This window comes from Shewanella sp. N2AIL, assembly GCF_022690845.1.
GTDB lineage: Bacteria > Pseudomonadota > Gammaproteobacteria > Enterobacterales > Shewanellaceae > Shewanella > Shewanella baltica.
Map to the genome: position 1 here is coordinate 292,527 of NZ_JALBYT010000002.1, position 13,519 is coordinate 306,045.

Consider the following 13,519-nt stretch of genomic DNA (forward strand, 5'->3'; position numbering starts at 1 on the left):
CTGCTGATCCAGTGCCACATTATGCCATCCCTAAAGGTTCGATAATTAGGGGGTGTTATGCGGATAAAGAGTGCCAATTTGCAAGTTTAATTGACTGATAAACGGAAGAAAAATGATGACTCAAGCCAATGCCTATTTCTACGATGGCGCCGACGTCGCCCTACTTAATGGTCAATACACTGATGTTTTTTCGCTCTTGGGTATGCACAGTGCCAACGAGGGTAAGGCATTAATTGTTCGTTGTTTTTTACGCAATGCCCTCAGTGTGGATGTGATCAGCATTAAAGATGGCCGCAAAGTAGCGAGTCTGGACAAAGTTAACGAGCAGGGATTGTTCGCCGGTACGCTGGGGCGACGCGTCAAACCGTTTCTCTATTTGCTGCGGGTAGAATACCCCCTGTGTCAGCTAGATATAGTCGACCCTTATCAGTTTGATTCACTGCTCAATAGTGACGATATTTACCTGTTTGGTGAAGGCAGCGCCGAGCGCGCCTATGAGTTTTTAGGCGCCAACTGGCGTCAGACCCAAGGCGTTGAAGGTGTGCATTTTTGTGTGTGGGCACCCAATGCCAAACGGGTTTCTGTGGTGGGGGATTTCAACCATTGGGACGATACTCGCCATGTAATGCGCCAACATCTTGCCAATGGTTTGTGGGAGCTATTTCTGCCCAATGTGGTTGAAGGCGCCCACTATAAGTTTGATTTGGTTTACCAAAATGGTGAGCGTCATACCAAGTCCGACCCCATGGCGACTCAAATGGAATGCGCGCCCCATAATGCTTCTATCGTGCCCCCAAAAGCCCATCACAGTTGGAATGATACCACTTGGATGAGTAAGCGAGCGGCGACAGCTTGGCATAAAGCGCCCATGTCGGCCTACGAAGTGCACTTAGGTTCGTGGCGTCGTAAGGGAGAGCAAGGCGAGCAATATCTTGATTATCAAGACTTGATTGAACAGCTTATTCCCTATGTGAAGGAGCAAGGTTTTACCCACATTGAACTGATGCCGATCAGCGAGTTTCCCTTCGATGGTTCGTGGGGATATCAGCCCGTGGGTCTCTATGCACCGACCCACAGATTTGGCGATGCCAATGGGTTAAAAGCCTTTGTGGATGCCTGCCATCAGGCGGGAATTGGAATCATCCTCGATTGGGTGTCGGCGCATTTTCCTAAGGATCCCCACGGCTTAGTGCGTTTCGATGGCACTTGTTTGTATGAGCATGAAGATCCTCGCAAGGGCACACATCCCGATTGGGATACCTTAATTTATAACTATGATCGCGGTGAAGTGCGCAGTTTCTTGTTGAGTAATGCCTGTTACTGGCTGCGGGAGTTTCATTTCGATGGCCTGCGTCTCGATGCCGTGTCTTCTATGTTGTACCTCGATTACAGCCGCGAGCCGGGCCAATGGCTGCCCAATGCCTATGGTGGACGGGAGAATCTCGAAGCCATTAGTTTCTTACAAATTTTGAATCAACGCCTGTACCAAGCTTTCCCCGGCATTTGCATGATCGCCGAAGAGTCCACCGCTTTTGCGGGGGTGACTAAGCCGACGGATCAACAAGGTCTCGGCTTTGGCTTTAAATGGAACATGGGCTGGATGAATGACAGCTTAAGCTACTTAGGCCGAGATCCGCTTTACCGCCAATTCCACCATCATCAATTGACCTTCAGTTTGATGTACGCCTATACCGAGCAATTTATGTTGTCCGTGAGTCACGATGAAGTGGTCCACGGCAAGGGCTCGTTGCTACATAAAATTCCCGGTGACGATTGGCAGAAATTTGCGACCCTGCGTGCTTATTACGGTTTTATGTGGGGGCATCCCGGTAAGAAATTACTCTTTATGGGCTGCGAGTTTGGTCAGCGAAATGAGTGGAACCATAACCAGAGTTTAGATTGGCACTTATTGGCCTATGAACCGCACCAAGGTGTGCAACGTTGGCTTAAAGATCTCAATCACTTATATCAAGCTATGCCTGCTTTATCAGTTCAGGATTACGAGGGGGTAGGATTCAGTTGGCTAGATTGTGAAAATAGCCGCGATAGCATCTTTACCTTTGTGCGTTACGGGTTAGCGGGTGATGCGCCGTTAGTGTTTGTCATCAACATGACGCCCCAATTGCACACTGGGTTCCGTATTGGTTTGCCCTTGGCGGGGGATTACCGCGAATACCTGAATAGCGATAGCCAGATTTATGGTGGCAGTAACCAAGGTAATGCGGGCACTGTCGTTGCTGAGTCGCTGTCGTGGCAGGGCATGGCGCAGAGCGCGCTGATCACAGTGCCGCCCTTGGGTTGCCTAGTGATAGGGCCTGCAACTGGATTGGCTGAGGCGAACTAGTATGCAAAAGCCCACGGCTGATGATATCAAGCTCAACCCTGACGCTAAACATAACCCTTCTCAAAATGAGAAATGGGCCTTGGGCGCAGGTGAGCCTTTTCCGCTCGGTGCGAGTGTCGAGGGCGATGGCGTCAACTTTGCGTTATTTTCAGCTAACGCGACAGCGGTCGAGTTATGCCTATTTGACGACAATGGCGAGCAAGAAATCGCGCGGATTGCGTTAACTGAGCAAACCCAGCAAATCTGGCATGTGTTTGTGCAGGGGCTTAAGGCGGGGCAACTCTACGGCTATCGCGTTTATGGCTCCTATGAGCCTCTGCTTGGCCACAGATTTAACCCCAATAAGTTATTGCTCGACCCCTATGCGCGCCAGCTGGTCGGTGAATATAGCGACCATGAGTCTAACTATGGTTACGAGCTGAATCACAAGGATGAAGACTTATCTTTCAGTAAGTTAGATAACGCTGCCTATGTGCCAAAATGTAAGGTTGTGGACATTCGTCCATTAATCGATATCGCCGCTAAGCAGTCGATTCAGCCTGTTGCGACGAGGTTTCAGCCCAAACCCCTAGAGCGCAGCATTATTTATGAGATGCACGTTAAAGGCTTTACGGCGGCGCATCCTGAGATTGAACCTAATAAACGCGCCACCTTTGCGGGCTTAGCGACTCAGCCTGCTATCGATTATTTGGCTGAACTTGGGGTGACGTGCGTCGAGTTACTCCCTGTACAGGCCTTTTTCACTGAACCATTTTTGCTCGAGAAAAAGCTTACCAATTATTGGGGCTATAACAGCATTGGCTTTTTTGCCCCCGAGCCGAGTTATCTGTCATCCGACGATATTGGTGAGTTTCGCGCTATGGTGGATGCACTTCACGGTGCGGGTATCGAAGTGATCCTCGATGTGGTCTATAACCACAGTGCCGAGGGCAGTCGACTTGGGCCGACCTTTAGTTTTCGTGGCATAGATAATCTCAGTTATTACCGCCTGCATCCGAACGATAAGCGTTTTTACATTAACGATACGGGTTGCGGAAACACTTTAAATATCAACCATCCACGCATGTTGCAGCTCGTGCTTGATTCGCTGCGTTACTGGGTAGAAATCATGGGCGTCGATGGATTTCGCTTCGACTTAGCGGCCTGCCTAGGTCGCGAGGCCTATGGTTTTGATCCCGGCTCAGGTTTCTTCGATGCATTGTTGCAAGACCCTGTGTTGTGCCGAGTGAAATTGATTGCTGAGCCTTGGGATATCGGCCCTGGCGGTTATCAATTAGGTAATTTCCCCGTGGCCTTTAGCGAGTGGAATGACAGATATAGAGACACTATGCGCCGCTTCTGGCGCGGCGATCACAGCATGTTGCCCGAATTTGCCCGGCGGTTTCACGGCTCGGGGGATTTCTTCGAGCATGGCGGCCGTCCACCTGCGACCAGTCTTAATTTTTTAACCAGTCACGACGGTTTTACCCTCAAAGATTTAGTGAGTTATACCCAGCGCCACAATTTGGCGAATGGGGAAGATAATCGCGACGGTCACCAAGAGAACTTCAGCCATCATTATGGGATTGAAGGGGAAACCGAAGATAGCGCAATTCTGGCACTTCGTGGTCGTCAACAGCGTAACTTATTGACGACACTATTTTTATCCCAAGGTGTGCCTATGTTGTTGAGTGGCGATGAAACGGGCCGCACCCAGCAAGGTAACAATAATGCTTATTGCCAAGACAATGAACTGAACTGGTTTGATTGGTCGGAAAAGGGCATGGACACTGAGCTGTTAGCCTTTACTCAGCAGCTTATCGCCCTGCGGAAACGTTTCCCGTTGTTATGCGCTAAACGCTTCATTCATGAACAGTTATTGGCCGAGTCTTTAGCCGATACCGGTGCTCGCTTAGATTGGTTTAGTCGTCAAGGTGAGCAAATGACCAAGAGCCTGTGGACTGAATCTATGTGTCGCAGTTTATCTGTGGTGCTTTCTGGTGACTTAGAAGGCCAAGGTAAGCAGCAAGCTCTACTGTTGATGGTCAATGCCGACGACAACCCTTTGGCATTTACGCCGCCGACCTTTGAACACTTGAGTCCGTGGCAATGCCTGATCCATACCCAAACTGAGCCGCTGGATGCTCAGATCTCTACGACGCGATACTTGCTGCAAGATCGCAGTCTCATGCTTTTTCATGCTGATTTGATTTTCAAGAAATGAAGGAATTAACTATGACTGACGAAAGCGAACTGAGCCAAAATACCAGCGAAAAACCCTTATCATCCGCGCCAAAAGCGGCGAGTAAGAAGGCGCCAGCTAAGCGTCAGGCCAAGCCTAAAGCCGTAGAACCCTGTGAGCCCTGCGATGCCTTGCCCGCTTCCTTTGAGCGCCATTTACGTTATGGACTCAGCCGTGGCGAAGGTGTGAGCTGCGAATTATTTCAAGCGTTGGCCTATAGCGTCAAAGAACAGATGCTAGACAATTGGCGTCAGACCCGTGTGGATGACAGCCATTTTCAGCGCAAGCAAGTGGCGTATTTATCCCTCGAATTTTTGATGGGCCGGGCGCTAGGTAATGCACTGCTGAGTCTAGATTTACAGCAAGATAGCCGTGATGCCTTGAGTAACTATGCAGTATCGCTGGAAGAGTTAGAAGAAGCCGAACATGATGCCGGTTTAGGTAACGGCGGTTTAGGTCGATTGGCGGCGTGTTTCCTCGATAGCTGCGCCAGCATGGACTTATCCGTGACGGGTTATGGCATACGTTACGAATATGGCATGTTCGCCCAGAAGATAGTCGACGGTTATCAGGTTGAGCGTCCCGACCGTTGGCTGCGCGAAGGCAATCCGTGGGAAGTGCGCGTGCCGACCCACAACGTGACAGTGCCATTTTTTGGCCACACTGAATCCTATGTCGATAAACAGGGTCGCAGGCACATTATTTGGGTTGAAACCCAAGATGTGCTCGCCGTCGCCTATGACATGCCAGTCCCTGGTTATCGCAATGGACGGGTGAATACCCTGAGATTGTGGAAGGCCGAAGCGACCGATGATTTTGATTTAGCTGAGTTTAACCAAGGCGACTACACAGAAGCCGTGGCCCGTAAAAACTTGGCCGAGCAGATCACTATGGTGCTCTATCCCAATGATGCGAGCGAGAACGGCAAAGAGCTGCGATTACGTCAGCAATACTTTTTATCCTCCGCCAGTTTGCAGGATTTACTCAAACGTTGGGTGAGTCGCCATGGCCATGATTTCACCCAGTTTGCCGCTAAAAATGTGATGCAGCTGAACGACACTCACCCCAGCATTGCCGTGCCTGAGTTGATGCGGTTATTGATCGACGAATACGGTTTGGAATGGGACAGTGCGTGGGCGATTACCAGCCAAACCATGGCGTACACTAACCATACCCTATTGCCAGAAGCACTAGAGCGTTGGCCCGTGCGCATGATGGCGCAGATGCTGCCACGCATTTTAGAAATCATTTATGAAATCAACGCCCGCTACTTAGATTTAGTCGCCCACCATTGGCCGGGGGACGCTAGCAAACTGGCGAGTATGTCGATTATTCAAGATGGCCCCCATCCCCATGTGCGCATGGCGTATCTGGCGATTGTGGCGAGTTTTTCGGTCAACGGCGTCGCGGGTTTACACACGCAACTACTTAAATCAGGGTTGTTTAAGGATTTCTATGAGTTGTGGCCGCGCAAGTTTAATAATCGCACCAATGGCGTGACGCCAAGGCGTTGGCTTGCCCATTGTAACCCTGCTTTAGCTAAGTTATTGACCGCCCATTTAGGTAAAGAGTGGGTGACAGATTTAAGCCAGTTAACGGCGCTTAATGCCCTCACACAAGACACGGCATTTATCCAAAAATGGCGTGATGTGAAGCAAGCCAACAAGGCTTTGCTGGCGAAGATGATTGCTAAAGAATGTGGTGTCGAGTTCGATCCATCTATGCTGTTTGATGTGCAAGTGAAGCGTATTCACGAATATAAACGTCAGCTACTCAATATCTTACATGTGGTTCATCTCTATCATCAGATCCAACAAGGCCACACCGAAAACATGGTGCCACGTTGCGTGTTGATCGGCGGTAAAGCGGCGCCCGGTTACTTTATGGCTAAGTTGATCATCAAGCTCGCCAGCAATGTCGCCCACATGGTCAATTCCGATCCTTTAGTCACGCCTTACCTACGTTTTGCTTTCTTACCCAATTACAACGTCAGCGCCATGGAAAAAATCTGCCCGGGAACGGATTTATCCGAGCAAATTTCGACCGCGGGTAAAGAAGCATCGGGCACGGGCAATATGAAGTTCATGATGAACGGCGCACTGACGATTGGCACTATGGATGGCGCCAATATCGAGATGCTAGAGGAAGTAGGCTCAGAGAACTTCTTCCTGTTCGGACTCAATGCAGAGCAGGTCTCTGAGGTACGTAACCACTATCATCCACGCAGCATTATTGACGATTCACCGGCGTTATCTGAGGTGATGAAGTTACTCAAAAGTGGCCATTTCAATCTGCTGGAGCCAGGGATCTTCGATCCTATTATTGCCGCCATCGAAAGTAGCGACGATCAATGGATGACGGCCGCCGACTTTGACAGTTATCGAGTCGTGCAAGAAGCCGTGGCACGGGCCTATAAAGATCCGCAGGTTTGGACGCAAATGAGTATTCGCAATACCGCCGCCAGTGGACGTTTTTCGAGTGATGTGACGATCGCGGGTTATCGCGATGAAATTTGGAAACTGTAAGGGCTGGGCTCTGGGTTATAAGTCTTGTTATAGCGGATGAGTATAAGCGTTAAGTGTTTGAAAGGAATGCAGCAATCAATGGAAGGAATGGGGAATGCAAGTGAGAAATACTCAGGGGAATACGGCAGAACCTGCCGTATCGAGAAGCCATTTATGGGCAATCAGTTTGCCGATTTCGGAGTAAGAGCCTATGTCTAATGTTCGTTATATCAGTAATTTAACTCGTGAGACCTATGCGTTGATTTTAGCTGGTGGGCGCGGGTCTCGCTTGCATGAACTCACGGATTGGCGTGCTAAACCGGCGCTGTATTTCGGTGGTAAGTTTCGTATTATCGATTTTCCGCTGTCTAACTGCATCAACTCAGGTATTCGCCGCGTAGGTGTGGTCACTCAGTACAAGTCGCATTCCTTGATCCGCCATGTAATGCGCGGTTGGGGCCATTTTAAGAAAGAGTTAGGCGAGTCGGTGGAGATTTTACCCGCCTCACAACGCTATTCGGAAAACTGGTATCAAGGCACCGCCGATGCGGTATTCCAAAACATCGACATCATTCGCCATGAGTTGCCTAAGTATGTAATGGTGCTGTCGGGCGATCATGTGTATCGCATGGATTATGCGGGGTTATTAGCCGCCCATGCCGAGTCGGGTGCAGACATGACAGTCTCATGCCTTGAAGTGCCGATTGCCGAAGCGGCGGGTTCGTTTGGGGTGATGGAAGTCGACGAAGAGATGCGCATTTTAGGCTTTGAAGAAAAGCCGCTGCAGCCTAAGCATTCTCCGGGTAATCCAGAAATGTGTTTAGCATCTATGGGCAACTATGTGTTTAACACAGAGTTTTTGTTTGACCAGCTCAAGAAAGATGCCCTAAATGAAAGCTCAGATCGGGATTTTGGTAAGGATATTATTCCTGCGATCATCGAAAAACATAATGTGTTCGCCTATCCCTTTAAGAGCGCTTTCCCGAACGAGCAAGCCTATTGGCGCGATGTGGGGACGTTAGATTCTTTCTGGCAAGCGAATATGGAGCTGTTATCGCCCACGCCAGCACTGAATTTGTACGATGCCAAGTGGCCAATTTGGACCTTCCAAGAACAATTGCCACCGGCTAAATTTGTGTTTGATGACGATGACAGACGCGGTATGGCGCTGGACTCGATTGTTTCGGGCGGTTGTATTATTTCGGGTGCAACCGTGCGCCGTAGCGTATTGTTTAACGAAGTGCGCGTCTGTTCTTATTCGTTGGTTGAAGATTCTGTGGTGCTACCCGATGTGGTCGTGCTGCGTCATTGCAAAATCAAGAATGCGATACTCGACCGTGGCTGCATTATTCCCGAAGGCATGGTGATAGGTTATAACCATGATCACGACCGAGCCAAAGGCTTTAGGGTGTCCGAAAAAGGCGTCACTTTAGTGACCCGTGACATGCTAGGTTTACCCGTGGGTTATGAATAGCATTGCAATTCATTCTTTGAGTCGAGAAGCATAACTAGCACAAATGGCTTAGAAACGGGCTTAAGCACAAGCTTTAAGTACGGGCATTAAGTTAAGTGTTTAGATTAAGCCCTTAGATTTAGCGCTTAGGTACAGTTAGCTTATTAATAAGCCGCTGAAATGAAGTAGCGGGAGTATCCAATTAATTGAAACAACGCATTTTAATGGTCGCGGCTGAAAACGGTGCCCTTGCGGGCGCCAAGGTTGGCGGTATGGCGGATGTGATCCGTGACTTGCCCGACGCTTTGGCGGGTGTTGATTTGTGCGCCGATGTGATCATGCCAAGCTATGGCTTTTTGACTGCGGTCGCGAATCAACCCCAAGATTTGGGTGAGTTAACTGTGGCCTTTGGCGGCCGATTGGAGCGGGTGCATGTGTTTGCCATGCCCCATCCTCAAGTGCCTGAGGCGATGATTTATCTGCTCGAACATGCATTATGGCAATCCGTACCTGGGCAAATTTATAGCCAAGGCAGCGCCGAGCGTCCTTTTGCCGACGATGCAACTAAGTTTGCTTTCCTTTGCGCGAGTGTCGCCACGGCATTAGCTACGGGCCGAGTGCCAATGCCAGCTGTGCTGCATTTACATGATTGGCATGCGGGTTGCTTAGCCATGCTTAGGGCGTTTGTGCCTGAGTTCAGCGCTCTCAAAGAAATTGAGTGTGTGTTCTCCATCCACAATTTGGCGCTGCAGGGGATACGCCCCTTAAGCCAGGACTCGTCATCGTTTGCGGCATGGTTTCCCGAGCTATTTGCGTCTTTAACGCAGGGGCAAAAACAGCTGATCACCGATCCCCGTTATCCCCACTGCGTTAACCCAATGCGCATGGGCATAGTGCTGAGCGATAAAGTGCATTTAGTCTCAAGCAGTTACGCCAAAGAAGTGTTACAGCCCTCCAAACCAGAGGCGGGATTCTTTGGTGGCGAAGGGCTAGAACATGACTTACAAGTCAAGGCTAATGACGGCAAAGTGGTGGGGATTTTAAATGGCTGTGTATATTCATCGGCAGCCGATGTAAACCCTAAGCCAAAGGCGCGCATTCAAGTACCCGAGTTCAAGAAACTGCTCAGTGCGATTGAGACTGCGTTAGTGCAATGGCAGGGACATCAAACCCAAGTGAGCGGCGTAGATATGATTGCCTTTGCGCGCACGCAAGCCCATTGGCGCCAAGCGATGGCGGAGCAAGTACCGAGCCTGTTACTCACTTCGGTAGGCCGTTTGACCGATCAAAAAGTATTGCTGCTGCGCCATCAATTACCCTCGGGCTTATCTGTGCTTGAGACCTTGCTTAACGCGTTGAAGCTAACAAAACCGACGGCGCTGCTGATTTTACTCGGCAGCGGCGATGCATCGATTGCTAAGTCTTTCCAAGCGTTAGGGGCTAAATACGATAACCTATTATTTTTGCAGGGATATAACGAGGCGTTATCCGAAGCGCTGTATCAGCATGGCGATCTCTTCTTGATGCCAAGCTCCTTTGAGCCCTGTGGTATCAGTCAAATGCTCGCGATGCGCGCCGGACAGCCTTGCTTAGTGCATGCTGTGGGCGGATTGAAGGATACCGTTGAGGATGGCGTGACTGGCTTTGCTTTTAACGGCAATAGCTTAGACGAGCAAGCCGAAGCGTTTTTGCAAAGGTTGATGCAAGCCATTGCTTGTTTCGAGGGGAAAACATGGCCAAAGGTACGTGCAGCAGCCATGGCACAGCGTTTTGACTGGCATTCCATTGCTGAACAATATCGTCAACAACTCTATTGCAAAGTGTGATGCAGCATATACAAAGTGTGATGTGGTAAAAGGAATTAGCGCATGATTTCTAAGTGATTCTGCTACACTAGTGAGGGGAATGTTAAAATTGTATCAAGCCCCCTCATTTATTGGAGTCGCTCTCTGAGTCATGGATAAAGGTATTCTCTTTCCGTTAGTGCAAAATGCGGCTTTGCTGCTGGCGTTGGTATTTTTGTACGACGTGATCCCTAAAAAGCATCAGCGGCAGTATTTCTTACTGTGGCGTATCATTATTGGGATGCTCATCGGTGGTATTGGTATCACCATCATGAGCACGCCTTGGATATATCAACCGGGCGTTTTTTTCGATACTCGCTCGGTTATCCTCTGTATTTCAGGCCTCTTTTTCGGTGGTTTGCCGACCTTTATTGCTGTGGTGATGACGGCGCTATATCGCATCAGTATTGGTGGCGCGGGGATGTGGATTGGCGTCGGCGTGATAGTGTCATCCGGGTTAATTGGGGTGATCTGGCGTCAATATCGTAAATCCTATTTAGCGAACATTTCAGGTAGAGAAATCTTTCTCTTTGCCTATGCAGTCCATATCGTTATGTTGTTGTGGTTCGTATTTTTACCCAATGGCATCGGAATGCCCTTGCTCGAACAAGTCACCCTACCTGTGCTCACCATTTTCCCCATTGCGACTTGGCTACTGAGCCGCCTGCTGTCACGGCGTTTTGAGTTAGAACGTGATGAACAAATTCGCTTGCAGGATGATTTCCTATTTCGTAGCCAATTTAACGTCGGCAACATTGGTATTGCGATAACGGGGATTGACCAAAAGTGGATAAAGGTGAATCCACGTTTATGCCAAATGCTCAAATATTCAGAGGCTGAATTGCTGCGGATGACGTGGGCGCAAATTACCCATCCCGATGATTTAGAAAGCGATGCGCTGCAATTTGAGCTCATGCTGCGCGGAGAAATCGATAATTACGAGATGGATAAACGTTTTATCGTTAAAGACGGCAGTGTGGTTTATACCCATATGACAGTGGCCTGCAAGCGCGGTGGCAGTAATACTGCGTTGCTCGTCATTGCTGGATATCTGGATATCACCTCACAGGCCTTAGCCGACCAAGAGGTGCTTGCTAGTCGTGAACAACTCGAACTGGTGTTGAGCAGTAGCGATCTTGGAGTATGGGATTGGGATATTCGCCATGATCGTATCGAACGTAACGCTCGCAGCGCCGATATTCTCGGCTGCGATGTGGATATGCTCAATGCCAACAGTCGCCAATGGATGGACGCAATTGTCGCCGAAGACAGACCTAAAGTGCTGCATTCGATTGAGGCCCATATTCGCGGCGAAACGGCGCAACATAAGATGGAATATCGTCTAAATACACTCAATCGCAAAGTGCGCTGGATATTAGATACGGGCAAAGTGGTGAGCCGTGACGCCCATGATAATGCTCTGCGGATGTGCGGAACCTATACCGATATTACCGACGCAAAACTTATCGAAGAGTCGTTGAAATTGTCGGCGCTGGTATACGACAACAGCTCAGAAGCCATGAGTGTGCTCGATGAAAAAGGCGTGATCATTACTGTCAACGCCGCCTTTAGTGTGATGACTGGCTATCGCGCATTTGAAGTGCGAGATCAACATATTCGACTGCTTTATTGTGACCTCAATGGCCGCGATTTTTACACTCAAATGAACAATGAGATCCGTGAAAAGGGCCAATGGCAAGGCGAAATGTGGCAGCGGCGTAAAAACAGCGAGGAATATGTCATCTGGTTAACCATCAATGACAAAGAAGGCCATCCCTATCGACGTGTGGCGCTGTTTTCTGACATTACCGACAAAAAGCAAAATGAGCATCTGATCTGGAAGCAAGCCAACTACGATACGCTGACGGGCTTGCCCAATCGGCGCATGTTGTTGGAATATTTAAGCAGCGAAGTGAAAAACGCTGACCGCAATCGCAACCACTTTGCCTTATTGTTCTTGGACTTAGATTTCTTTAAAGAAGTGAATGACACCTTAGGCCATGCCATGGGCGATTTACTGCTGATAGAAACTGCAAGCCGCTTAAAATCCTGCGTGCGTGATGCCGACGTTGTGGCGCGTCTTGGCGGCGATGAATTTACTGTAGTGTTAAGTTCGATGGAAGATCATAAGGGCATTGAGCGTGTTGCCGAGAATATTCTGCGGCGAATTGCCGAGCCTTATGTGCTGGGTGAGGAAACGGCTTACATCAGCGCCAGTATTGGGATCACTTTGTATCCCGATGATTCGACTAGTATTGAAGGACTGCTTAAGCATGCGGATCAGGCGATGTATGCGGCGAAAGATCAAGGGCGCAATCGTTTCAACTATTTCACCCCATCGATGCAGGAATACGCCAAATACCGTATGCGCTTGATCCAAGATTTGCGTCAAGCGGTCGCCAATAAAGAATTTGAACTGCATTATCAGCCGATTGTTGCTTTAGCGACGGGTGAAGTGACTAAGGCCGAAGCCTTGATCCGCTGGCACCATGCCGAGCGTGGCGCTGTGTCACCCGCCGAGTTTATTCCGGTGGCGGAAGACACTGGGCTGATAGTTGAAATCGGTAATTGGGTGTTTGAGCAAGCCGCGCGTCAAAGTGCGGCGTGGCGCCACGAGTTAGGGGTTGAAATCCAAATCAGCGTCAACAAATCCCCAATCCAATTTCGCGATGAAGGCACACTGCTCAATGATTGGTTGAAGTTATTGCAAGATCTCAATATCACGGGCGCGGGCGTGTGCGTTGAAATTACCGAAGGCTTGCTATTGGACGCCAGTATGGGCGTGACCGAAAAACTACTGGCCTACCGTGATGCGGGCGTGCAAGTGTCGCTGGACGATTTTGGTACGGGCTACTCGTCACTCGCCTATCTTAAAAAGTTTGATATCGATTATCTTAAAATTGATCAATCTTTTACCCGCCATATTGATACCGATTCAAACGATCAAATTCTCTGTGAGGCGATAATCGTGATGGCCCACAAGTTGGGGATGAAGGTGATTGCCGAAGGTGTCGAAACCGAGGCGCAGCGACAAGTGTTGTTGGCGGCAGGTTGTGACTACGGCCAAGGTTACTTATTCTCAAGACCTGTGCCTGCCGCTGAATTTACCCAAAAATACCTGCAGGATCCGCCGTTAGTCTCCCGTGTCTGAGG

General features: G+C 49.4%; 6 protein-coding genes. All 6 read left to right on the plus strand.

Going from position 1 to position 13,519, the window contains the following annotated elements; all coding sequences use genetic code 11:
- Positions 1-112 precede the first annotated feature (112 nt).
- The 6 genes from glgB (at position 113) to MO387_RS02980 (ending at position 13,517) form a co-directional block, all read left to right on the plus strand.
- Complete coding sequence (gene glgB, locus MO387_RS02955; protein ID WP_199908736.1) at positions 113-2,344, plus strand: 1,4-alpha-glucan branching protein GlgB; 2,232 nt, start codon at positions 113-115, stop codon at positions 2,342-2,344.
- 1 nt (position 2,345) lies between these two features.
- Entirely contained in the window at positions 2,346-4,547 is a 2,202-nt protein-coding gene (glgX, locus tag MO387_RS02960; RefSeq protein WP_242325980.1) for a glycogen debranching protein GlgX, read from the plus strand.
- Positions 4,548-4,558: 11 nt separating this feature from the next.
- Positions 4,559-7,090: a glycogen/starch/alpha-glucan phosphorylase gene (locus MO387_RS02965; protein ID WP_242325981.1), complete on the plus strand. Its 2,532-nt coding sequence runs from the start codon at positions 4,559-4,561 to the stop codon at positions 7,088-7,090.
- A 190-nt stretch (positions 7,091-7,280) separates the two neighbouring features.
- A complete protein-coding gene (gene glgC / locus MO387_RS02970; protein WP_006085131.1) occupies positions 7,281-8,543 on the plus strand; it encodes a glucose-1-phosphate adenylyltransferase in 1,263 nt (420 codons plus the stop codon).
- Between the two features lie 185 nt (positions 8,544-8,728).
- The gene (locus tag MO387_RS02975; protein ID WP_242325982.1) at positions 8,729-10,348 is read left to right on the plus strand and encodes a glycogen/starch synthase; all 1,620 of its coding nucleotides are present in this window, start codon (positions 8,729-8,731) and stop codon (positions 10,346-10,348) included.
- 130 nt (positions 10,349-10,478) lie between these two features.
- On the plus strand, positions 10,479-13,517 hold the full coding sequence (locus MO387_RS02980; protein WP_242325983.1) for an EAL domain-containing protein: 3,039 nt from the start codon (positions 10,479-10,481) through the stop codon (positions 13,515-13,517).
- Positions 13,518-13,519 lie beyond the last annotated feature (2 nt).